At 50.2% G+C, this 25,477-nt stretch carries 9 protein-coding genes; 4 read left to right on the top strand and 5 right to left on the bottom strand.

The features are described 5' to 3' along the window. Positions 1–127 precede the first annotated feature (127 nt). From galK to galE, 3 genes are all read right to left on the bottom strand, one after another. Positions 128–1,282 (bottom strand): galactokinase, encoded by a 1,155-nt coding sequence (gene galK, locus MXE39_RS08585; protein WP_246978260.1) that lies wholly within the window; start codon positions 1,280–1,282, stop codon positions 128–130. Between the two features lie 6,114 nt (positions 1,283–7,396). Next, on the bottom strand, positions 7,397–8,437 hold the full coding sequence (locus MXE39_RS08580; RefSeq protein WP_246978261.1) for a UDP-glucose--hexose-1-phosphate uridylyltransferase: 1,041 nt from the start codon (positions 8,435–8,437) through the stop codon (positions 7,397–7,399). A gap of 629 nt (positions 8,438–9,066) precedes the next feature. Continuing rightward, entirely contained in the window at positions 9,067–10,086 is a 1,020-nt protein-coding gene (gene galE, locus MXE39_RS08575) for a UDP-glucose 4-epimerase GalE (protein ID WP_246978262.1), read from the bottom strand. Between the two features lie 2,842 nt (positions 10,087–12,928). Here galE and MXE39_RS08570 point away from each other — a divergent pair. The 4 genes from MXE39_RS08570 to MXE39_RS08555 all read left to right on the top strand — a co-directional run bounded on the left by MXE39_RS08570 (position 12,929) and on the right by MXE39_RS08555 (position 18,222). Then, positions 12,929–13,942: a substrate-binding domain-containing protein gene (locus MXE39_RS08570; RefSeq protein ID WP_246978263.1), complete on the top strand. Its 1,014-nt coding sequence runs from the start codon at positions 12,929–12,931 to the stop codon at positions 13,940–13,942. An 861-nt stretch (positions 13,943–14,803) separates the two neighbouring features. Beyond that, positions 14,804–15,832 (top strand): LpxL/LpxP family Kdo(2)-lipid IV(A) lauroyl/palmitoleoyl acyltransferase, encoded by a 1,029-nt coding sequence (gene lpxL / locus MXE39_RS08565; RefSeq protein WP_246978264.1) that lies wholly within the window; start codon positions 14,804–14,806, stop codon positions 15,830–15,832. A 663-nt stretch (positions 15,833–16,495) separates the two neighbouring features. Continuing rightward, entirely contained in the window at positions 16,496–16,945 is a 450-nt protein-coding gene (locus tag MXE39_RS08560) for a DUF4156 domain-containing protein (protein WP_246978265.1), read from the top strand. Between the two features lie 359 nt (positions 16,946–17,304). Then, positions 17,305–18,222, top strand: a complete 918-nt coding sequence (locus MXE39_RS08555) for a flagellin (protein WP_246978266.1) — start codon at positions 17,305–17,307, stop codon at positions 18,220–18,222. A gap of 3,025 nt (positions 18,223–21,247) precedes the next feature. Here MXE39_RS08555 and glnE read toward each other — a convergent pair. Together glnE and MXE39_RS08545 are read right to left on the bottom strand one after the other, a co-directional pair. After that, positions 21,248–24,268: a bifunctional [glutamate--ammonia ligase]-adenylyl-L-tyrosine phosphorylase/[glutamate--ammonia-ligase] adenylyltransferase gene (gene glnE, locus MXE39_RS08550; RefSeq protein ID WP_246978267.1), complete on the bottom strand. Its 3,021-nt coding sequence runs from the start codon at positions 24,266–24,268 to the stop codon at positions 21,248–21,250. Between the two features lie 891 nt (positions 24,269–25,159). Next, positions 25,160–25,477, bottom strand: a 318-nt coding sequence (locus MXE39_RS08545) for a hypothetical protein (RefSeq protein WP_247073985.1), incomplete at its 5' end; no start/stop codon positions are given.

Here is a 25,477-nt window from a genome sequence, read left to right as displayed (position 1 = left end):
GACAGCTTAATCGGGCTTTCACACAATTACCGTTTTTAACGGTGGAGTGCAGCTCAACAGAAAGCTGCAATCCTGTTCCCTGCTGTCATGCAGCCTCAAACACACAAACGGCTGCATTATTAAACTTTTACAGAGCTGTAAAAGTTGCGCCATCAAAGGCATGAGTTTCAATAATGGTTGCCTTGCGGCCAGCCAGAGCCTCATATTTGGCATCGATGGCAGCCTTGACCTGGTCAACCTTCGCAGGATCGACAACAGCTACCACACTGCCGCCGAAACCGCCGCCAGTCATACGGACTGCGGCATTCTCACCAATGGCCTCACGGATAATTTCAACCAGGCCATCAATCTCAGGGATGGTGATTTCAAAGTCATCACGCATGGAGCAGTGAGAGGCGTACATCAGGGTAGCAAGACTGGCCAGATCACCCTGCTCAAAGGCCTTTACAGCCTCCAGTACACGATCATCCTCAGTGATGACGTGACGGGCACGACGGTAGGTTACGTCGTCCATGTCAGCCTTGTGGGCATCAAGCATTTCCATGGTGGCATCGCGCAGAGCCTTGACACCCAGAATACGGGCGGCATTTTCACACTGCTCACGGCGCTCATTGTACTCACCGCCTACCAGGGCGTGCTTGACGTTGGAATTGACAATCAGAATGTCGAGATTCTCAGGAACGCTGATCTGCTTGAGCTCAAGAGAGCGGCAGTCAATTAACAGAGCGCTGTCGGCGCGGCCGCAGGCTACGATGGTCTGATCCATAATGCCGCACTTGCAGCCGTTTAAGGCCTCACAGGCCTGGCCGGTCAGGGCGATTTGCTGAAGAGGAATATTCAGACCGAAAACCTGGGATAAGAGATTACCGAAGGTAACTTCCAGAGAAGCGGAGGAAGACAGACCTGAACCTAATGGGATATCACCGGAAATGGCAATATCAAGGCCCTCTACCTTGTGGCCTTTCTCCATAATCAGGGAGGTCATGGCACGCAGGTAGTTTGACCAGGTCTTGGACTCATGAGCATTGAAAGTAGCGCTGCATACGAACTCATCAGTGTCGTGATTGATGTCTACAGCCAGCAGACGCATTTTGTCGGTGCCGTTCTTACGGGCGGTAATGGCTGTGCCGTACTTGATGGCACATGGCAGCACAAAGCCGTCATTGTAGTCGGTGTGCTCACCAATCAGGTTAACGCGGCCAGGAGCATAGGAAAGATACTCTGGCTTGCAGCCAAAGTGACGCTCAAATTCCTCAGCACTCTTAAGACGAACATCGCTCATGATTAATCCTCTGTAACAGGCAGCACCCTGCCTTTGTACCACCGGAGAGCAAAGCACCGGGGGCTGTGATATTGCGGGCATGGGCCCGTCCTGCATATGTTATCCGGTCACATCAGGCCATGGCAGAACAGAACAAAAGCTGCTCCCGCCGGCCTCAGACCTTCATCTTCGGGACTCAGAAGTCCCCTGCAGGCACTACAACCAGAAACAGGCACTTACCCCTGTTTTGAATTTGAGGCCATTATACGACAAATACTATCAAAAAAACGTTTACACGCTGTGTTTTTTGACCTGGCTCACAGCACACAAAAGCCCAAATAATGCCTGAAAATGCCCCAAACCCCGCATAAAACCGGCCCTGTAACAGCATGTAACAACAGCCCCGCAGACAAAAACCTCCCCAAATGCCGCCCAGCTTGTCATACATCCTCAATAAATCCCGTATTTATGCCATCCATCATGGCAAAATCACAAAAAATTACCCCGCCCATTCATATTTTTCACTCAAAAAGTAACAGTTACACGCAATAATCACGGCCCACCACCCTGCCCACAACACCTGATAAAGCATGATATTTATCAGCTTTACACGACAAAACCCCCAAACATTTTTCGTTTTACGAACACGTATTCGAAAATTACATTTGTAACATAACATCCACAATCCAGCTCCAACCGTCCCGCCCCCAAAGAAACCAGCTGACAGCATCTCATCCCTGCAGCCTGCAGACAGGCTGCTGCCCCAACGCAGCAAGGCGGCAATGCTCCATCCCCTGCTTAAAAGCCCGGAACAACAGGCAGCAAGCCTCCATCCCCTGCCTGAAAAGCACACCAAAACGGCAGCAAATCCCCAACAGCCTGAACAAAGCAGCGCTGCAGCCCAGTACCTCATTCCCCAGCGCCTCTTCCCGAGCAGCAGCCAGGAGGCTCAATACTGTCAAGGAAGGCAGATTATCCGGATAATGAACACACGGCCTGCATAATTGCCCATTTACCCCATGGGCTGGCTCATTGAGCGCACCATAGATTGACCTCTGGATTGACCTCTTGATTTACAGACACCTGAAAGCACTAACGTGTATAAGGATAAATGGCTGCGCCTGTATATTGCTCGACGAACATATATATTGCTGGATGAACATATGAAAAGCTGGTACTAAAGGAGACAGCAAGGGGTTCAGCTATTGCCATGCTTTAACAAACATCAGGCAGCTGTTTGACGGGTTTGCTGCTGTTGCAACGCTCTTTGCCTGCACAGGAACATATTGAGGCGTACGTCTCTTACAGTGAGCGTCAGTGCCCTGTATAAGGTATAAGGTACAAGGTACGGCATTTGGGGCCCTAACAGCATCTGCTCCAGCTGTGCTGCCTGCGCAGGCATCCAGTTCTGTCGGGAGCGGCCTGATTGCGGATAGAAGCGCTGCCTGTCCAGACAGGATGGGCTTATGGCATCGGGCTGATTCTGGGGGCTAAGAGACGCCTGTCACTGACAGGGATGGCTTTTGAGTACGGAAAGGCTTTACGGGAGGTGTCTGTCTGCTTAATGAGCCCCGCATACTACAGTGAGGGCTGGCCATTATGGGCATGGGATCTTATGCTCGTGGAACTGTATGCTTTCAGGATAAGCTGCAGCTTTGCATGGGAAGCTGGCTGTCAGCTGGCGAACCTGCTTTTCAACGCAAGCGTGCCTGGATCAGTTGATGAGCTTGCTACCGGCAGAGCATACGTCCGGTATTCCCGTCATTCTGCCTGATGCAATGAAGCCGTCAGGCCATGCTGGACAGTGTCTGTCAGGTCGTGTGATGAAAGCGGCTATGGCTTAGGCAAAGGTTCAGGGAAGGCTCAGGCAAAGACATAGGCAGAGCTTCTGGTTACTGGTACGGGGATTAGTAAGGTACTGTATCCTGGATTAACAAGGTACAGGTATGTGAATCAGTTAGTTACAGTTCGAGTATAAGTAAGGCAGAGATATGGGGAAAGAGTGCTCTCAACTGTTCAGTGTTCATGCTCAGTGAATGCAAGGGTGAATGCGTGACCTTTGAACAGGGACGGGGACTGGAAAAGCTCAGGTATGAATGGCTGCCAGGTATGGGGCCGCTGGGGGCCTTAAGATGTAAGATGCAGCCTGCTGTACAAAGACCAGGAAGGATAAGGCCAGCCCGGTTTTGGGTCATGGCCAGGTACAAGGATATTTCTGTGAAATGACTAAAGGAGTCCGGGCAAAAAGGCAGGCCAGAGAGCAGTCTGATGAGATGGAAAGATCCACGCTTTCAGGCCGTCTCTGAACCACCTTGGGGTTGTTGTAGTGCCAGCTTGCGCCGACACTGTTTCTTTGTTTGCTGACCTTCAGTCATGCTGACGGCACAGCCTCAGCATACAAATCTGTGGTAACGCTTACACATGCAGAAAAATTGAACATCGATTTCCTCATGTGGTCGCAGAGCCATCACTGTGGCTCATCGCTGCAGCACCTTCTGCATTAAGCTGCAGCATGAAAACGTATCCGCTCCATGTGTGACAGTGCCGCACCAGGTGCATAGTAAACATGACCGGCATCTGCGGCGGAACGTCACGCTTTCATAATAAAGCGCGCCATTCAGACCCTGAGGTATCTGGAAGAATACCTTTAGCAGACCTTGCAGCAAGATCAAATCGCAGCTGCAGGCCGCCTGAGCCTGAATACAAAACTATGGCGGTTGCAAGGACGATAACCGCTCAATCAATAACCCTTGTCAAAACAGGCTACACGTTAAGTATAGCGCGTTTTGTGACACAGATCGCGCAGAGTCACAAACAGTGCGATCTATCTCACTATTTTGTCCAATCTGTCTCCAGGTGAGGTTCTCACGCGGCCCCGCAAAGTGGCACGCCACACGCCCAAAGCCCCTAAAAACGCGCAAAACCAGCTAAAAAACACAGCTATTCGTCATTTTTTGCCAGCTTTTGCAGTGTTTTCCCTCATTTTTCAGAGTCGCCATTAAGCCCCATCATGGCAGCCAGGTGCGCCTGTCATTGAAGACAGCAGCGCCATAGCCTGGAGTCATACTGTTTATCGCCCGGTACGATGCACAGCCAGCCACCCAGCGTGCATCACAACTGGAGAGCTGAACAGATAAAGGTGTCTGTGCCTCTGCAAGTCAGAGAAGTGATAAAGATGCTAAAGGTAAAGGGATGGTTACGGGAAAAGATGCTGGTAATGCGATGAAAATGGGCAAATATGCTGGTAAAGGTGCCGGTAAATTGAAGGTAAAGGCAAGAGTAAAGTAAAAGCAAAGAGCAATTAACAATAAGATAGAACAGCCTGCCTCACGGCAAGCTGATGCTGATATAAGAAAGTTCGTCAGAATGTGCCCGGAGTCGGGCAGCGCCATAAGCTCTTATACCGGGGTGGCGCAGTGATGTGGCCAGCAGAGCTTTTGATGTCGTTTAAGCTCAGGTATATCTGTTGGCCTTTAAGAGTCAGCACTTTGTATGACTTAAAGTTTTACAAAGCATGCTGTAACAGATCTTATAAGTATGGAGGGTGCGTCGCCTGGTGCAGATGTTGCGGAATTTGCCTTATGGCAAAGGCTAAACTGATTTGTGTATATGTCCGGCCAAGGATACCTTATGAGGCGCGTCCATGGCTGGGGCCTGCACAGATCGCGTCCATGGCTGGGCCTGCACAGATTGCCTCCATGGCAGGTCCTGGCACGCAGTTCCTCCATGGCTGGCCTCTGCTCGGCTGCAGGCATGGCCATTGAGCACTCGGCTGCTCAGAAACACTGATCTGCAGGGCTGGAGTGCCGCAGCCTCATGACTGTAGTGACGAAGCTGCAGGGCTGCAGTTCTACAGCCGCTGCAGGGCTGACAGGAATAAGAGCCAGGACATCGCGGCTCCGGGACATGAAGCCGGTCTTACGATCTGTTATGCCTTTGCTTTTCAAGCCTGTTTGCCGCCGTAACATCAGTCACAGCACTGCTAATCTCCCTGCTCCATTGAGCATACCGATGCATATGACCTCAAGCCATTTAAAGCACAGGTAACTCTTAGAGCATCTGCACTTTAAAAGGCCCGGGCTGCTTACAGCTGCCGGGGCCTCAGGCAGATTGCTCTGCGGGAGTATCAGATCAGAAATCAGCAAGCTCTGTCTGCGGCCGTAAACAGGCATTCCTGACCGGCATCAGACGACACTTTACATACAAACTACAATGTACCTTTAAACGCCGCCAGCCTTTAAACATGTCCGTATGCGACTTAAGGGCAGTTCAGCCGGGCTGATTATTCGCTCCGTCGGGAACTGGCCATAAACCAGGTATGAGCTTACGGGCTTCATACCCTGCCTGAAGGTGAGCACATGCTCCAAACGAGCACTGGCTGTAAATGAGCACAGGCTCTAAGGCTGCAAAACAGACAGGTGCACAGTATACGCTGTCGACGCTGCGTGCCTGGCTCTGCAAAAGACTGCAGTCAGCACGCTGATGTCAAGAAAAGCATGGCTCATAGCTCATGCCAGACTTGTGGTGATGCTTAATTATAAGGCAAAAACAGTTGCAGCATAGTCCCAACATTACATTTTTGTCTGTTTGGTAATCAAGGAACAACATAACAACTCTGAAAGCCCCTGAAACATACCGGCAACCGCCGGGCTTCGGCCGGCTTTGGCCGGTTTCGGCCTATGTCACGCCACCTTTTCACAGCCTGAGCCCGGCCTCTGGCAGTACAATTTCTGATCCGCAGACAACCCGCCATACAGCCATAATGTCCGGCCCAGCCCTTTGAGTGAGCTTACAATCTGCAGCTGGCTGTACCTTTTCCGCCTCCGCCCTGCTGACGAAGTTTGGGCACTGATGCATGTTCAGGTGCTGGCGGCTTTTATTAAGTTAAACAAGCTTTTTGACCTCAGTCGCTCACGCAATATTTAATCAGTGTACATGCACTTACATAATTACTGACGCTTTACAAACTGGTTGATATAGCATTACCGCTCTGACAATAATTATGCTTTACTAATTTTAAGGTAAAGTATTTTTATTTTGTAAAGCATGCTATGCATGGCCCTGATCCGCAGATATTTGAACGGCTGTCGTTGCCCTCAGCAGCATCATTTGCCACAGCTGCAACTGATTTTCTTATGCTGACTTGGTCCGCACGCATGACTGGAGATACAGAGGCTTTGTTCGGTGGTGCCTTGCTGGGTATGCCGGTCTGAGATAACTGTGCCTCTTGTGATTTCTTCTGGTATGGAGATCCTGTGCGCTGACAGAACTGAGACGGCCTGGTGACTGACAGCCCCAATAAGAGCTGGACTGGTGACTTACGGCCCCAATAAAAGTCGGCATGGAGACTGACGGCCCCAATAAGAGCTGGACTGGTGACTGACAGCCCCCAATAAAAGCCGGCCAGCTTAAAGAGCAGGACTTTACTGACGGGGAATTGAAATGACTGTGGATACAGTGATTTAGATTGATTTTGAGATTGTGATGGAGCTGCGGATTAGAACGTCAAATGTGCCGGAGCTTTGGCTGCGCTGAGAGCTGGGGCCTGGCAGGCTGTTGGGATTGGGATTAGTATTGGGCTTGAGATTCAGATTAGTGCGGGGAATATGATGGGAGGCTTTTGGAGCCGTAAGTCAGGTTGCTCACTGGACGCTGACATTGGGGAGACCAAAATTAATTTCCTAATCCGCATATTTATCTTGATTATGACTCTTATGACTAAAAATAAGTCTGCAGTGGCTCATGAGCCTTTAGACTAGGAAATTTATGTTTTAAAGGCATTCACTGAATAATGTTTCAAACAACATCCATATCATGCCTGTCTGCTAAATCAGATACTTATGAGGTTCTTAATTCAGAATTTGTCTCCCCAATGTCAGGGACAGGGGTCGGGGCGGGATTTGCCTTTGAGGGGGCTGAAAAAAATCGGCCTGGCTGGGTTTCAGTCAGGCCGATGTGTCGATAATTTAAATTTAGCGAGCCCGGCTTTTGTGCTGCAGCATCAGCCCGGAGGCAAGAGGCTGATGCATGTAAGTCTGGATGATCCTGCCTGTTTTGAGGTGCGGCAGGATGCCGGGCTCGCTGCATTAATCAGAATGCTGTAGTAATCAGAATGCTGCAGATGCCTGACTGGTACTACTTGAGAGTGTAGTGAACCTCATCAAGGCTACGCAGACGGTCAGCCGCCTGCTCTGGAGTAAGGTCACGCTGCTTTTCAGCCAGCAGCTCGAAACCGGCCACGAACTTCTTGACGGTTGCAGAACGAAGAAGAGGTGGATAGTAGTGAGCGTGCAGCTGCCAGCCATCGTGTGGCTCACCGTCAGCTGGAGCATTGTGCCAGCCCATGGAGTATGGGAAGGAGCACTCAAAGAGATTGTCGTAGCGGGTGGTCAGCTTCTTGATGCAGTCAGCCAGATCATCACGCTGCTCGTCGTTGAGCTCGTTGATGGACTTTACCTTGAACTTAGGCAGAATCATGGTCTCAAATGGCCAGAATGCCCAGTAAGGAACCAGAGCTACAAAGTGTCTGGTCTCAACAACAATGCGCTCCTTGAGCTCAAGCTCGCGCTCTGCATAGTCGAGTAATAAAGGACGGCCGTGCTTTGCAAAATATCTGTTCTGCTGTTCAACTTCCTTGGTGATTTCCTCAGGCAGGAAGGAGCAGGCCCAGATCTGGCCATGTGGGTGAGGGTTGGAGCAGCCCATGATGGCGCCCTTGTTCTCAAATAACTGAACCCACTTGTACTGTGCAGACAGCTCAGTCAGCTGGGTGGCCCATAAATCAACTACACCACGGATTTCCTTGACGTCCATAACAGGCAGAGTCTTGGAGTGGTCAGCTGAGAAACAGATTACACGTGCAGTGCCACGGGCTGGCTCCAGCTTGAAGATATCGTCGCCCTCAGGACCGTCAAGTGGAGTGTCCGGCATTAAGGCGGCAAAGTCGTTGGTGAACACAAAGTTGTGCTCATACTTTGGATTGGCATCACCATTTACACGGGTATTGCCCGGGCACAGGTAGCACTCAGGATCATAGCTTGGCTTGACCTCATTGGCAGACTTCTCTACCTGTCCATTCCATGGACGCTTGGCACGGTGTGGAGAAACTAAAATCCACTCACCGGTCAGAGCGTTATAACGACGATGTGGATGATCAGAAACGTTGAAATTACTCATGGCAACAAATCCTTTTTAATCTGTGTGTCAGCTGCCAGACTGCTTTTGCCGGTCGGGCAGCTGAACCAAAATCTCTCCGCTGTACAGGAAAGAGCAGTCAGGATGGACGATCAATACTGCTGAACATAATCGGTGCTGATCATGTCCTGATCACGTCCATAATCCTGTGCATTTTACTTCCGGGCAGGGGGATGCCGGGAAAGGCCAGTCTCGTTAGCCTGCGCATGTTCAATGCAACTGTACATGGCCGGGGCTGCTTATCACAGCAGCATTATCCTTAGAGGCTGTGAGCTGACCCTGTACACAGCGCCGACAGATGCGCTGTAAGGTGAGTTATACCCTGCATTACTGCCAGCGCCGCATACTTGCGGTATTGCAGGTCTTCCGGTAATGCTGGTCTGCCGGTGCTGCAGGTCGGCTGCAGGTCTGCTGGATGTTATCTCAGCGGACATTTCCTGATAGGCGCAGCTGGTGTGACTTGTGCTGTCTTTGCTGCGACGCTGACGTGCTCAGCGCGGCTTCAGCCAGCTACGCCCCAGCGGAGCGCTGATGCCCTGTATCTTAAGGGTGAGAACAGCATCTGATTTAACCAGCTTCAGCTCTCAATGCCAGGGCTTAGCCCGAGGTATTTAGTCTTCGTAACCGTTAGGGTTGTTCTTCTGCCAGTTGTAGGCATCACGGGTCATGTCATCCAGGGTGTGGGTAGCCTTCCAGCCCAGCTCCTTTTCAGCCTTGGATGGGTCGGCGTAGCAGCATACTACGTCACCGGCACGACGGTCGGCGAACTTGTGTGGCAGTTCACGGCCGATAGCCTTGGAGAAGGCCTTGACCATGTCCAGAACGCTGTAGCCGGTACCGGTACCCAGGTTGTAGATGTGAACACCAGGCTTGTTCAGGCAGTTCTTTAAGGCAGCTACGTGACCAATGGCCAGGTCAACTACGTGGATGTAGTCACGGATACAGGTGCCATCTGGAGTTGGGTAGTCATTACCGAAGATGGACAGACACTCAAGGCGGCCTACGGCTACCTGAGTGAGGTATGGCATGAGGTTGTTAGGAATACCGCGTGGGTCTTCACCAATCAGACCGGACTCATGGGCACCGACAGGGTTGAAGTAACGCAGCAGGGTGATGGAGAAATCAGGCTCTGCAACCTGTAACTCCTGAGCCATGTACTCAACATCAACCTTGGTCTGGCCATAAGGGCAGTTGGCGCGCTTGACCGGGCTGCTCTCGGTTAATGGTACGGAATCAGGCTCACCATATACGGTGGAGGATGAGGAGAAGATAAAGCTGTGGCAGTTGAAGTCACGCATTACCTGCAGCAGTACACGGGAACCGTTGACGTTGTTGTCGTAGTACTCAAGTGGCTTCTTGACGGACTCGCCTACGGCCTTGAGGCCCGCAAAGTGGATAACGCCGTCAATCTTGTGGTTCTTGAAGACAGCAGCCAGCTGATCGTAGTAACGGATATCACCGCTGTAGAAAGGAACGGAGCGGCCGCAAATCTGCTTGATACGGGCTAATACAGCCGGTTTGGCATTGGAAAAGTTGTCAAAAATGATTGGCTCGTAGCCGGCCTTGACCAGCTCCACTACTGTGTGAGAACCGATATAACCTGCACCGCCAGTAACTAAAATAGTAGCCATTAACTTTGTCCTCGAATTGTCATAATGCCCGGCCACAGCGGCACTGCGCCTGCTGAACCGTAACAGGCCCGGGCTTATGCCCTGCAGCTTTGTCTGATTGCAGTTCAGCCTGTGGGGCTGTAATGGAGACGAGCTCCGTATCTAAATCCAGGCTGCAGCGTCCTTCCTGCTTTACAGGGCAAAGAGCCGGAGGCTCTGTGCCGTTATGCACCGCTGGCCCTGTGTGTACAGCCTGTAAATGCGGTGCCAGTGATAAAAACTTTTACGAACACGGTTTCGTAAAACTTATATCTGCAACAGCCCTGAACTGTCAGTCTAACGCATTGTTATCACTCTTTCCGTGAGCTGGTCTGCAAGCTTGGAAAAAGTCGGAACAGCATTACGGAGCCCATGAAACTCCATCTGACCTCAGTGGCACTGAACACCCTGATTTAAAGCCATCTGTGAGCCTGTAAAAAGGCTCATATACCCTGTCTCAAATTTACGAACACTATCCCGAAACAGCATCATAATAATGATAGCTTTAAGGGCTGGTTCAGCTGCCGGTCAGGCCTGTTTATATGCCTGTCATCAGAGTTTTACCTCTGTGTTCACCGTCAGGCTCAAAAAATATAAAAATGGCTTGTTTATCAGGATGTAAACGATAACCCGAATTTATGGTTTCATTATAGCCTAATCTGACCAGGGCCGATCATGTTGACGTAACTTTTTTGTCTGCAGTAACAAAAGCTTGCCCCGGCTCACAAATTGCCCGTGCACGCAAGCTCGCCCCATCATTGCCAGCCGGAATTTCTTCGGCCATATGCGCCAATTTTCACCTGCACGGCAGGCAGCACAGCACCAGGGCAAAAGCCAGGATAATGCCCGTCCACTCAATGCACTGCACTGCAATGCACTGGTGTGCTCAAGTGTTCACTGGATGCAGTGACTTGCCCTGGAATTATCCTGTTGCACAGTTTGTCCCATGAGCCTCTGGTGCAAGTGTGCCCCGTAAAGCCTGAGATACCATGGGCCCTCTGTACACGACCATGTACATATCAGCCAACTCATATCTGTCACAAGGTCCCGCCGCTGAACCTCTGAGGTGCCCCGAAACGTCCACAGATATGCTGCATGCCTCATGTATGACCGTTACAGGCGTGTCATCACAGACGTCCATGAACACTGCCTGTTCGTTACTGTCACTGACGTCCATGAACACCGCCTGCTCGTTACTGTCACTGACGTCCAGCACTTGAACCTCATCGCAGCCATCAAGCGACTGTCATTGCGGCCAGTTCGCAACTGCACAGAGAGACTTCACAGCTCTCGACAGTCTCAAGGCAGCCATGGTCAGTTACGGACGGCACTCTCTGCCATGGCCATTGCACAACCATGGCCATAACATTGCTGAGCTTTATGATCTGCCGCTCGAATTTAAGGTCTTGCTCGTATCAACGGTATGTCATGGCGTGTCACGTAAGGCATGAGGTCTAATGCAAGATCGGTCTTTGTCAGCAGCTGAGCAAAACATTGAAAGTCAGTGACGGCAAATATGCTGTTCAGCCGCCCTGTCAGACAAGGTTCGACAATATATTTACATATGCACAAATCGAAAGTTTATTATACAAATATCGGAAATGATGATAACGTTATCATTTCAGCAAAATGCCCTGATACATGCACGGGATAGCAAATATATGCACACCGTACCCAGCGGTTCAGTTTTTGTGACTTACAAAGCTGGACATACTGTGATGCTAAAATGTGACAATGACTGCAGCGATTGCCCAGTTGAGGCTATATAATTCTGTAAACGCTGCCCCGCCCATTGGCAGGCCATAATGGGGCATACTGTAACTGTTTTCTTTCAGATACGAACACAGGTGCGAAAAAGCGCCTTTTTTCGGGAAAACAGTACTGCAGGAGAACAACAGCCATCTTTGCCTGACAGGTCAGCCCCTAACAGGGATCAGAGCATAAAATACGTGCAATCCTGCACTTGTGTTTACGCTGTTATTCTGGCTCATGTATGGTGTTTATCACTCATAACGCTGCCAGTAAAGAATCAGAAAGGCAACTGAGGCAGGAGGCCAAAGGCTGATCTGACTGCAGCGCAAAACTTTTGCTGTGTGGTTAGAAGTTTAAAGATTATGCGTGCTGCTCCTTAACTGGTAGTTTACAGCTGCAGAACAACTTCAGGGCTGCACTATCTGTCTGCAGTTTATGGCACAGTAAGAGAGGTCCGGGCCAGCTGTAGATAAATACAGCACCATCAGGACCATCTCACCGGGAGTAAAGCTCTCCTGAGTGTTGTTTTCATCTGCTTTCTCCGCCAGGTGCATGACGGTGGTGCGAAGATTGTCAATGCATCACGTCCCGACCGCTTTGCAGCTGTTGCGAGTGCAGATATAACCTCAGATGCATCTGCTGCTGCAGATGCCACTGCAGGAATAAGGTTTCAGTAAATATCATAAATTCAGACAGCCATGGCTCTTCAGCCACAGCAAATGCACGTTGCATAAAGCAGAAAAAATGGCAGTGCTGTGCAGCGGCTGTCTTAAGACATCATTTGAGCAGCAGTGGTCAGCAGCTGCGTGAAGATGCCCATGACGCCTGCACACAAAGGCAGGCATGGTAAAGAACAAATATGGTTTTATCTGCCGGGAGCTGATAGAGGCTTAACTGAAACCTCATAAACACCAGGAAGCTGTCCGGGCAGAGTTTTTGCTGCCTGCTGTAAGGCCGGCCTTAGCGCATAAAGAATGCGGCCTGTAATGATCTATGCAGATCATGGCTCAGGCAATAGCGCCACAAATCAGCGGTGAGATGGGCGCTGACAGGATTGATGGAGTTGAGTTATATGTCAACCATTCGTGATGTAGCCAGGAAGGCTAATGTTTCTATTGCCAGCGTCTCGCGTGTTATCAACAATTCCCCAAGGGTAAGCCCTTCAGTTCGTGAAGCTGTGCTTCAGGCTCAGCGTGAGCTCAATTTCCACCCTAACGCCAATGCCAGAGCTCTGGCTCAGCGCGATTATCGTACTATCGGCATGGTGGTCTCAGACGTTGCCGATCCCTACTTTGCTACTGCCATCAAGGCATCTGATGATGCCATCCAGCCTTATGGACTGAGCCTGCTGGTAGCTCAGGGCCATCACGATGCCGAACGCGAGCGCAATGCCATTGAATCCCTGATTGCCTACAAGTGCCGAGGCCTTGTAGTTCACGCTATGGCCATTGATGACGATGAAATGAGCATGTACATGGAGCAGATGCCATCCATGGTGCTCATTAACCGTGTTATTCCTGGCTACGAAACCCGCTGTCTGAACACAGACAATTACGAGGGTGAGCGCATGGCCGTAAATGAGCTTATAGCCAACGGTCACCGCAAGATTGCTTTCTTCAACTCAGAGCACGAGATTCTTGACGCCAGAGAGCGTCTGCAGGGCTATGTCGATACCCTTACGGCCAATGGCATAAACTTCAATCCAGGCCTGGTGTTTTCAGCCCCTCCATCACTTGAGGGCGGTACTCAGGCTGCAAGAGAGCTGCTCAAGCGCTGCACCCCGGGCAAAGACTTCACTGCCATTGCCTGCTATAGCGATGTAATGGCAGCAGGTGCCATACCTTACTTCTACTCCCAGGGACTGAAAGTACCTGGAGATATCAGTATTACCGGATTTGATAACCTCTATCTGAGCTACAGCATGTGGCCGGCCCTGACTACAGTCGATAACCCTATTATCAAAATGGCCGAGGAAGCCGTGCTGCGTACCATCAAGCTCTACAGCAATGAAACTGTAGAGGCCCCTCATCGTATGGACGTCTCCCTGGTACGCCGCGACAGCGTACTCAACATAACTGGAGCCTGATAACAGCATTTGCCACCTGGTCCATCACACAGATGTCAGGCCCCCAAAAGCGCTTAAAAAGTCTGAACTTATCAGCCAGATTCGCGCTGTACCAGATACCTGCCACTGGCCATACATGCAATCACAAGCCACAGCCCCTGATTATTGCTCTGATCCCTGGTCCAGATATGACAAACAGTACTGCAACCATGCCCGGCACTGCCGGGCTTATTTTTAGCTCTTAGAGCACAAGTAACCATACACAAACATTCAAAATGGATGTAAGTGTTTAATGACAGGGGCATTGATGTGCTATTCTTTAAAATGATGGAACTGGGGCCTTTGCCGGGCTACAGAGGTCATAGTTACGGACATCAAGTCCATTGGGCCCTGTTATCAAACACCTGCCTGAGCAGCAAATCATATCCAGTCATCCACTGCCGTTTTTCTCAGCTCTGACAGCTGACAGTCACACCAATGCTTCTGCCAGTCCTGGCCATGCAAGGCCAGCCCTGCCAGGCCACTACAGTCCATGCTATACAAGGCAAGGCCATACACGGCCACAGCCGGCCAGGACAAGACAGGCCAGGCCAGGCCAGGCCAGCGTACGTCAGCAACTTAATGACTGTTCATGGCTTCAGGACTTATCAGGCCGGCAGTGCAAGGCAAATCAATGCCACAATTCACAATGCCCAATTGAGCTGCGTTCAAGCACTGTCAGGATCCCAGGTACTGAAACTCATGTCTGCAAAGATTCTCTGTTCACTGTTCCTCTGAACATTAAACTCAACTCGTATCACTTGCTGCAGCCTGCGCTGCTGTGAGCAGATCTGCGGCAACAACTCGGGCTATACCAAAGCTAAGCAGGAATTTTCAAAACAGATGGCAAGGAAAATCAAGCTTCATAAATCCTTTGAAGAGCGTTCCCGACAACACCGTAACACCCAGCGTAATATTTCCTGGGGCACGGGTGTGACTGAAGGAATACCTTTTACCTGGGACCTGCTACGACCTGCTTTCTGGGGCTCATGGGCCGCCATTATTACTCTTTACCTCATCGTCAATCTGCTGCCTTACCGCTGCATACTGGCAACAGGACGCCTGATTGGCAAACTCATGCACCGCTTCTTCAAGTCCCGCCGCTATGTGGTTTCAACCAATCTCAAACTGGCATTCCCGGAAAAAAGCGATGAGGAGCGTGCCGAGCTGCAAAAACGTATCTTTGAAAACACCAGCATAGCCGCTTTTGAAACAGGTATTGCATGGTTCTGGCCCGACTGGCGCCTGCGCCGTCTGCTCATCATTGATGAAAACGAGCTCAAAAAAGCCCGTGAGCTTGGTGAGGCCAATACCCGTACCATTGCCTTTACCTGCCATATGGTTACCCTGGAAATTGGAGCCCGCCTCTATGCCATGGCTATCAAACCAGGTATTGGTGTTTACCGCAGCTCCGACCACCCTGTCTGGGAGTTCATTCAGGTCAATGGCCGTCTGCGCGCCAATCTTGCTCTGGTAGACCGTACTGACGTGCGCTCAATGGTCAAGGCAGTAATGAAAGGCTATCCCATCTGGTATGCCCCTGATCAGGACTATGGCCGCAGCAGCTCCGTATTCGTGCCTTTCTTTGGTGTTGACAAGGCCTGTACTGTAACCGGTCTGCACGACCTTGCCCGTATTAAGGATGTTAAGGTTCAGCCATTCTGGCTGGTACGTGAAAAGAACGGTTACCGTCTGCGCGTACTTGATCCTCTGGAAAACTTCCCAACAGACGACCCTGTTGCTGACACAGCACGCGCCAACAAGGTTATCGAGCAGATGATCATGTCAGACCCTGCCCAGTACCTGTGGATGCACCGCCGCTTTAAGACCACTCCAGAAGGCGAGCCATCCCGCTACCCTGACATCGAATAAGCCCTCCACGGGCAGCAGCGGCAGCTGCAAACGCAGCCGCCATGCTGCCCAGCCGCCAGACGGCAGCGTCAGCCCCACCAGACGCTGCCGCCGCATCATCCTCCACCCTGCCCCGCTCCAATCACCCAAAATAGGCAAGCATCATAAATCCTGCCCAGCTCTAATCCCCCATATACTCACGCTCTGCATCCAGCCGCCCCTGTTGTCGCCAAAGCACAAAACACACAGATCCCATCCATGAAACGCTGCTGCAACAACCTCCATCCCTTCACAGTCCACATCAGGCTGAAAAAACGTCAATCAACGAAGCCTCCGAATAATCCGCCCGCTCTGGCTTTATCTGCCCCTTTTGCGCGTCACTACAGTGCACAGCTTTGATCCCCCTTTGTGACGAGGTCTTCATTATTGGCCAGTGGCAGTGATGCACCTGTTTAGCCTTGATAACAAGGCTGTATAATGGCCATCACGCACGTGCGCAGTCTCAGGAGAGAGAGACCATAAATGCTTAACATTGCACAAGCCTCATTTTATTGAGAGAACAACACGTGCCCGACAGTCCTGCTGACCTGCTTTCATATTAACTGCCGTATTTGCAGATACGGCGAAAACAGGGGCCCTGTCTTTAGAGAATAAACCGTTTTTTTGACCATACTGAGGTTGCTTATGAGGCTTTCCCGAATCAGCAAACTGAGCTCCGCTACCGCTCTGGCAGCGGCCGTTGCCTGCGCGCCACTGCTCAATGGATGCTCCTCGGCCTATGACGAGGCCATGGCATTTGGAGTTATCACCGCCCTGCCATATGAAGTACGTGGCTGCGCCTTTCTGGGAAATGTAGATACCCCTCCACGCATGACCATTGAAAATGCCCGCTATGACCTCAAGCTTAAAGCTGCCAAATTGGGCGCCAGCCATCTTGTAGAGACCTATGCCTATGGCCAGCTGCTCAACCGCCTGAGCGTCGATGTGGGTGTTGCCCTGTCAGGCCGTGCCTACCGCTGTCCACTTGACGTTGGTCCCGTAATGAATAACCCTTATGGCCAGGCCCACATTCAGTACGGCCTGCCTCAGCCAACCCTCAACCTGGACGATCGCTACTTCTACTACGGCCGATAAACCAGCCATAAGCAGAACAGCAACGCAAAAGGCTTATTTCCTTGCGGAAATAATCCTTTTGTTCATGTTTGAAAGATGTCAGGGCACACCAGCTCAACCTGACCAGGCTCCAGTACACATCCCCACACATCATCCTGTACTGCCCCAGCCTTTCGCACACCGGATCTATGTATCTATAAATAACGTATGCATGCGCTCTGTATCACAGATTTTTTGCTAAACATTTCAGCGCATCAACCAATTAACTGTACAGGCGTTAACTTGAATACAAGTGATAAGAAACCGCTTATTCCCATGCAGACCCCAGCAGTGTTAAGATGGCTTATTTATGCTGAGGTATTAAATCAGAGGTCCAGATTATGGCAGTATATGTAAATACCAATGTAAGCTCTCTTAACGGACGCAGATACCTTAATAATGTCCAGAATCAGCTGACTACTACATACCAGAGACTCTCCTCTGGTCTGAGAATTAACAGTGCCAAAGACGATGCAGCCGGCTTACAAATCAGCAGCCGTCTGACAACTCAGATTAACGGCCTTAACCAGGGTAACCGCAATGCCTCTGACGGTATTGCTCTTGCTCAGACCATCGAAGGCGCCATGGACGAAATGACTGGCATGCTCCAGAAGATTCGTACTCTGGCTGTCCAGGCTAACAACGGCACCAATACTGCTGACGACCGCAAGGCCCTGCAGAAAGAAGCTACAGCTCTGGCAACAGAGATTACCCGTATTGCTCAGCAGACAACATTTGGCGGTGGCCAGATCCTCGACGGCGCCTACGGCGTAATGACCAAGGGTGGCGGCGGTAACCAAGGTGGTGTAAATTCAGTTGGTAAGATGACTTTGCAGGTCGGTGCTAACAAGGGCGATACCATCAGCTTTGAAATCAATGCAATGAAGTTCTCTCAGATCGCAAAGGTTGGTGGTGTTGCTGATAATGACCTCAAAAAGTTCTGGTCTGCAGCTAAAGGTATTGTTTTTACAGCATCAGGCAATATCGCAGATGCCATTTCTGGAATGGATAAAATGATTGCAGCTGTAGATTCAGCCCGCGCTGGACTAGGTGCAATGCAGAACAGACTGGAGAGCTCAATTCGCAACCAGGCAAACGTTTCTGCCAACCAGGCAGACGCCCGCAGCAGAATTCGCGATGCAGATTTTGCCGAAGAATCAGCCAATCTGTCACAGCAGTCAATTATTCAGCAGGCTGCTTCCTCCATGCTTATGCAGGCTAATACCCGTCCACAGCTCGGTCTTTCCCTGCTCGGCTAATATCCACATGGCCTGCGGCCGACACTGAATTTGAAAAGGCTCACTTCCTTATGGTTGTGAGCCTTTTTGTTTTATAAAGCAATAATAAACACGATAATTGCAACAAACAAATTGTTTTGTAACGCGTAACGCTTTCACCTGTGAAATCCAAATAAGACGGTGCTTTGTTCATGTTTGCTGCTCGAAGCACATTTATGTTACCAGGTATGTCATACCGTTTTACAGGCTCATAGCTTTGCCAGCCATTGTGTCACCTGTTAGCACGACGGCTTTGCCGTATTTGCACATGCTATGCCTCAGCCGGTAACGACGCCGTTCTGGAACTCGTTGCTCGAGCCTATGACTGTAACAGCAGCCATGAGCGCTCTCATGGTTGTGGTGATGGTTGTTGTGGCTTAGACAGAGTATTTAAGAATAAGAATAGTGCTGGGTTATGTTAGAGCAGTCTGCATGCATGGCTGTTGAGCCTGTCTGGCATGTGTATTTCGTGTTTTTTGAAATACATACAAATTAGCATGATCTGATAATAAAGCTGGATTTTTGCTCCATATATGCAAATATGAGTTCCCGATAAAGTGTGATCTATCTCATAGTTTTGATAAATAATGCATATATATTCATAATCATGTCTCTTCGGTATCTATTTACATCTTATTTACATCCTGATTTATAAGGACTTTACATACATAATCCCCTTTTATTTGCCGTTTATGCGGGGAGTTGCAGTTACAGAGCATTAGCATAATTTTTTAAAGATGCACAAAAATGCAAGGCATTCAGTGTGGTTTTATCGTGACGAGCACGTGCCACAAACAGCCTGTTTAATGGTTTTTAAGGCATGTCAGAGCTTATGCCCCATGAGGGATATTCATACGTAATTGGTTAAAGGATAAAGCCCCTGCATCGTTATACTTAATACAGGCAGCAGCTTTTACCACACCGTTATCTGCTGTCCATCAATGCTCCGGAGCATTACAACACCTGTGTTACATGGTCCAGAAGACTGCAGAGTTAGGCCGGTCTTTACCAGGACTTATAAGGAGAGACAGAAGCACAGACTGGCTGGTCCTTTCTGATGCATCTGAGAAACAGCAGGATCTGGAACATTTGATTGCTAATCAAATTTGCTCTGCGTCTTAGTTATTAACGCGCTTACGTCTGCAGTATGCTGTGCCCCTGCTCTGTTGAGGCGTCCTTTATTACAGGACAACAGCAATACTCAATCCGGTATGACAGTGTCGCATCAGCTGTGTAGTGCATGCTGCCATGCTGCAGAGCAATTGGCAGGCCCTGAAAGTAGCTTGCCTTTCGGCATTACTGTTAAATTGCCGATAATGCAGAGAGACAAACTCCTGCATCTTTTTCTGAAACACCTGAAATATTGGCTGGCAAAAACTGAAGGTTAGATAAATAACTCTCCTTCAGGGGACCAGGTCTCCCTAAACAGCCAAATATAGCCGCAAGCTGAGCTGAGTATGACCCAGACAGTCCTTATCCTGGCCTGTGTTTTATCAGAGAAGGATTATGGCTGTCTTTGCAAACAGGCTTAGCAGGCTTACCAGCTTTTACTGCTTAAACGGCTATCTGCAAGCATTGGTAAAGCCATATGATTTGCCTGATCTGACCGGCAAAGCACAGATAGAGCTGTGCCGGTCAGATCTCCTGTCTGAAAGCGCCTTTGATCGCAGGCGCTCATGTGCATGCCATGATCGAGATCCGGGCTGGGTCACAGAACTTCTGTGAAATACAGTCCCTGGAGAGATCGGTGCGCATGCACATCAGACATTCAAATGAGTTACATAAACTGCTGGCGGGGCTACATGCCCCGTCATGTAGCCCGGATCCGCAAGACCGGGCTTCCTATAACATAACTCCGGGAAAGGTCCGTACTTTTGCAGTTTTACGGAGTGGCGAATGTGAGCGTCCCTTCCCGGGAGCCTTAACTTTCGGTCAGAGCAAGGTTAGCTGCGCTGGTCGGCAACCTTACTGCCATCAGCGCAAGGTTAGCTGCGCTGACCGGCAGCCTCACTGCCGTAGGTGCATTGTTAGCGGCGCTGACTGGCAGCCTTACTACCGTCAGTGCAAGGTTAGCTGCGATGACTGGCAGCATTACTGCCATCAGCGCAAGGTTAGCTGCGCTGACTGGCAGCCTTACTGCCGTCAGTGCATGGTTAGCGGCGCTGGCCGGTACCAGATTGTCTTCTTCAGAATTAGCTGCTCTAAGCTGAGCAGTCTGTCACTTATTTTCTGCACTCAAGCATCAGGTCTAAGTAATAGACAGCTACAGCATAGCCTTATCTGGGATTACTGGCTGGACCAGGCATGGCCTTGCCAGTCTTGCCTTACATATCATTCTTGCAAGGATTTGCTTTCTTCTCCTTTAATATCGTCTTTTTCATGACAATTTTGAGTCAATCTTTATCGTTGGTGTTAATGACAGGAGTATGCATTAGAAATCCGGCAGACAAGAAAAAAACCATGGGCCAGGGGTCATGTAGCATATATTGTTGTACTTCTCGTTTTAGTTATTATATGGCGCCGTGGAAAATGTTCGAGGCGAGATATGTGCCATTCAGGCGGTGCCATGCAACGCTGTGCTGCGGAAATTGTTTCAGATAATTGCTTTTCCTGATTCGCTGCATCCTCAGAGAAAAATAAAGGCCGGACACGGTAAGCGTATCTGGCCTTTGTTCTTTATTTGCTCTGCTCTGCCATAACTGACTGGCATGCTGCTGCCACTTAGGCTGGGCCTGCTGCGCAGCAATGCGACTGGACTGTCAGTCTTTGTTGAGCACACTGCTGGGCATATGTACTGCCTTGTAATCAAGGCAATACACGAGACTGCTAAGCTCAGGTATCAGATTCAGGATGATGATGCTGTTGCTTATGCTTATGCTCATGCTGGTGCTTATGCTTATGCTTATTGCTGGTGCTTATACTTCTGCTTATGCTGCAACGCACACTGATACTGCCTGCTCATGCTGGCAGTGGCAGAGCTGGGCTGATGATGGTGTTATTTTGTACTTTATAAAGTGCCTGGTGGCAGGGCGTTAGCCTTGCCGTAGTGAGGCGGTACAAAGCGGGCGGCTGCGTCCTTGAAGATTTCATCAAAGATTACTGCCACATCCTCGCAGGCCTCAGGGCGGTCCTCAATGGCCACAATGCGAGGCAGGTCAGCAAGGCTGACGCGGTGGTAACACTCACGAATGGCAAGATAGGCCTGCTTGAGCTTTACAGTAGTATCTTCGGTAAGAATGCCAAGACGGGCACACTCATCAAAAATACGTACATTATCTGACCACAGCACCATGTCAGCATGGTTTGGAGCCTCACGCAGCAACAGGTACTGAGCGATAAACTCAATATCAACCATTCCGCCGCGTCCCTGCTTGAGATCGAAGAGCTTATCTGAGCTGCGATCAAGGTAATTGCGCATCTTCATACGCATGGCGTATACATCGTCACTGAGCTTTACCTCATCACGCCTGGTGCGCAGTACCTGATCACGAATACGGTTAAAGGCCTCAATAACATTAGGAGAACCGGCTACAGGACGGGCGCGTACCAGAGCCTGATGTTCCCACGTCCAGGCACGGTTGAGCTGATAGTTTTCATAGGCTTCGAGATCAGTCATCAGCAGGCCTGAGTCGCCATCAGGACGCAGACGCATATCCAGCTCGTAAATCACACCACCAGACATACGGGTGGTGCACAGATGCATAAAGCGCTGTACAAGTCGCTGATAGAACATGGCTGCAGATACAGGGTTATCACCCGTGGTCATGCCGTCATTAACGTCACGGATAAATACCATGTCCAGATCGGACTTGTAACCAAGCTCAATACCGCCGAGCTTGCCATAGGCAATAATTGCATAGCCCGGATCACTGGCGTCCTTGCCCTCAGGAGTACCGAATTTCTTCTCAGTCTGACGCCATGACAGCAGAGCAATTTCCTTAAGGATAGCCTCAGCAAGCCAGGTAAGGGCATCAGAAATCTTCATCAGAGGCAGAGACTGTGACTGATCGGACATGGCAATGCGAAGCACCATGGTCTTCTTGAACAGACGCAGCTCCTCCATCTGCTCCTCAAGGTCCTCGGGATCAATGCGCAGCAGGCGCTCATTGAGCCATCCCATGTATTCGGCTGTATGAGGCGGTGAGGTGAAATAGCGTGGAGCAATCAGCTCATCGAGCAAAATAGGATAGGCACTTATGAGCGCACCGGCGAAGTTGTTGCCGTTGAGCAGGTTAAGCAGCTTCTCACGGGTACCATCATTTTCTACCAGCAGCTGCAGATAGGTGGTACGCAGGGCTACCTTTTCAATCAGCAGTGATACCTTGTTAAACAGAGCCGGAGCATCCTTGTAGCGTGCAACACCCTTGATGATCTTAGGCATCAGTCTTACCAGGGTATCACGGCCTTTAGGTCCTACCGGCATACGGTTGAGAGTGTGGTGCAGGTTAATAATGCCCTGAGCCAGAGCATGAGCATTAGTAGTCCTTGAGGAAGTGGCACGACCTTCACTGCTGCTCTCTGGCATACCAGGCTCTGCCATGAATGGAACCAGCACAGGTTCAAGCTCATCAGCATTGAGGCTTGACTCCCAAAGCTCTGCGCTTTCAGCCAGCTGAGCCTCCCGGTCATCATCGCTGTCGCGCATGATGGAGACAAACTCCTGATGAACCATATCTCTGATACGACCCAGCTCCTCGGTAAGCTCCTCAAAGCTGCCCTTGCACATGCCTATGGCAACACGCATCTGATCCTTAGGGGAAACTGGCAGAGTCTGAGTCTGCTTGTCAGCAAGCATCTGGGTAATGTTTTCCAGACGGCGCAGGTAGATATAGCACTCATCAAGACGAACGCAGACCTCATCAGGCAGCAGCTGCAGCTTGCTGATATTGCGCAAAGTACGGCGCAGACTGCGCTCAACCATCTCAGGGATACGGCCACCGCGCATCAGCTCAAACACCTGGGCAATAAACTCAATCTCACGAATGCCACCTGAACCGAGCTTGAAGTTATCGCCAAGATTACGGCGGCGCACCTCAGATTCAATCATGCGCTTGAGCTTGCGCAGGGACTCAATGGCACCGTAGTCAAGGTAACGGCGGTACACAAAAGGACGAAGCAGTTCAATGAGCTCATCACCGTAATCACCCCAGCGGTGATAGTCACCAATGAGCTTGGCTTTTACCAGAGCATAACGCTCCCAGGTACGCCCCTGAGTTTCATAGTAGACAGAAAGAGCATCAAATGATGACACAAGCGGACCGGCATCGCCAAAAGGACGCAGTCGCAGATCGATACGGTAGCAGAAAGAGTCAGCAGTAACTTCACTTAACAGATTGGAAAGGCGCTGAACTACCTTGGTGAAGTATTCCTGGAAGGTGATGGAGCGTGAGCCGCCCTCGGTCTGGCCGTCATAAGGGTAACAGCACATCAGATCAATGTCTGAGGAGAAGTTGAGCTCACCGCCGCCCAGTTTACCCATACCCAGTATAAGCAGAGGCATCTGCTTGCCTTCCTTGTCAAAGGCATCGCCAAAGGCAGGCTTGAGAGTCTCGCGCACTACCTCTACAGTACGGTCTACTATGCACTCGGCAAGATTGGACAGAGAAACGAATACCTCCTCAATCTCTGCTGCACCGGTCAGATCACGCCAGGCAATGATAACCATGCGGCAGCGACGCAGCACACGAAGACGCTTCTTGAGCTCAATGTCGCTCAGACCGGCAACAATTGCCTCATTAACAGCATCTCCAGGATCAAGGGAAAAGGCAGGATCATCAAGCGCTCCCTGAGAAATCAGCTGAGCACACTCACGCGGATACTGAATGAGAGTCTTGGCCACGAACTCTGACATGGACAGGACATACATAAGGTCAGGACGGTGTTCAAACACATCCATCAGCTCAGGCGCAGCCCTCTGCCTGAGACGCTCATAGTAGTTCTGACCATCAGTCAGCAGCTCCTCAGGCAGTTCCGGCAAACGGGCCGGATTAGGGAAAATAGCATAAGGATAATCATTCAATACCAGCATGTAGACTCCTCAGGACAGCCAGTCGGTTATTACCAACAAATTATCCTGTACTCATACAGAATGCAAGTACCGACCGCACACAGCCGCATATTACGGTGCCTGTCCCCTTACAGCTCCACTGCAGGGGCAGCCGGGCTGGCCATGACTTTTGCCATTGCCATGAAGCTGGTCATTGGCACAGCCAGGGTGATATGGCCAGCTCCAGAAAAGACAGCTCCTGCATGTTGCGGGGCTTATGTGCCCTTTCATGCAGGAGCTGTAATAAAGTCCACGGCCGTTAAGACCTGGGGGGAGTAAGGACTACTCTTATTTTGAGATGGTCGCATGCTCTTTGTGTAAGACGGTACAAGGGGATATGCCTGGCCAAAGGCACTATGCGTGCCTCATATGCCTGGCTACAGGGGCCTATTGTTCCTGATATTCCCTTATCCAATATGTCCAGTATGCATGCAGTGATTTGCCTCTTTGATTCTGACATTCATGCCTGAATATGCCGGAGCATGTCAAAGGTCAGTCATTTTGTCAGAAAGGAGTTTCCAGTTTGGCGCCCCTGCTAAGGCAATATTCAGCACAGAACGCATCAAAAGCCTCGTCTGAAGGAGAAATTTCTGCCTTTATATTTTTATTCTCGCTTCTATAGATACTGTATACGCTAATTTTGAAATTTTTTGTCCCACCCCAGATCTATTTTTCTAAAATAATAGAATAAATTTAATCTATAAATCTAAATATGTAATAGCTTTATGTGGTGGGATCGACAACCTTAATTGGAACAGTTAAAGAAAACTTTTCATAATACGTTACCTCTCAGTTTTGCATGTCCTCACTAATACGAATGATCGTAAATCATCTTTAGTGAGGCTGTTTTGAGCTTAACTTCTACGTAGCGTGTCAGACTGATGGATTGCTAATGTCTAACGAGTCTACTACTGCTGCAGCCATAGCCGCCTCTCGTTCAAGCGTCTTCTTGTTCTTGCTGCCTTTAGGACGACCTCTGCGAGGCTTGTCAGACTCGGAGAATGCCCCTGCAGCTGACGATACCTTACCAGCAGCAGCCATAGCAGCCTCGCGCTCAAGAGTCCTCTTGTTCTTGCTGCCTTTAGGACGGCCTCTGCGAGGCTTGTCAGACTCAGAGAATACCCCTGCAGCTGACGATACCTCACCAGCAGCAGCCATAGCCGCCTCGCGCTCAAGAGTCTTCTTGTTCTT

It is taken from the genome of Anaerobiospirillum sp. NML120511, from assembly GCF_023050955.1.
Lineage (GTDB): Bacteria > Pseudomonadota > Gammaproteobacteria > Enterobacterales > Succinivibrionaceae > Anaerobiospirillum.
This window is presented reverse-complemented; position numbering and strand designations above follow the sequence as displayed.

What these genes read in the sequence shown, in the direction of transcription:
- lpxL (WP_246978264.1), top strand. Translation starts at nt 14,804, where the DNA reads ATGGCAAGGAAAATCAAGCTTCATAAATCCTTTGAAGAGCGTTCCCGA.
- MXE39_RS08555 (WP_246978266.1), top strand. Translation starts at nt 17,305, where the DNA reads ATGGCAGTATATGTAAATACCAATGTAAGCTCTCTTAACGGACGCAGA.
- galK (WP_246978260.1), bottom strand. Translation starts at nt 1,282, where the DNA reads ATGAGCGATGTTCGTCTTAAGAGTGCTGAGGAATTTGAGCGTCACTTT.
- MXE39_RS08560 (WP_246978265.1), top strand. Translation starts at nt 16,496, where the DNA reads ATGAGGCTTTCCCGAATCAGCAAACTGAGCTCCGCTACCGCTCTGGCA.
- MXE39_RS08580 (WP_246978261.1), bottom strand. Translation starts at nt 8,437, where the DNA reads ATGAGTAATTTCAACGTTTCTGATCATCCACATCGTCGTTATAACGCT.
- glnE (WP_246978267.1), bottom strand. Translation starts at nt 24,268, where the DNA reads ATGCTGGTATTGAATGATTATCCTTATGCTATTTTCCCTAATCCGGCC.
- MXE39_RS08570 (WP_246978263.1), top strand. Translation starts at nt 12,929, where the DNA reads ATGTCAACCATTCGTGATGTAGCCAGGAAGGCTAATGTTTCTATTGCC.
- galE (WP_246978262.1), bottom strand. Translation starts at nt 10,086, where the DNA reads ATGGCTACTATTTTAGTTACTGGCGGTGCAGGTTATATCGGTTCTCAC.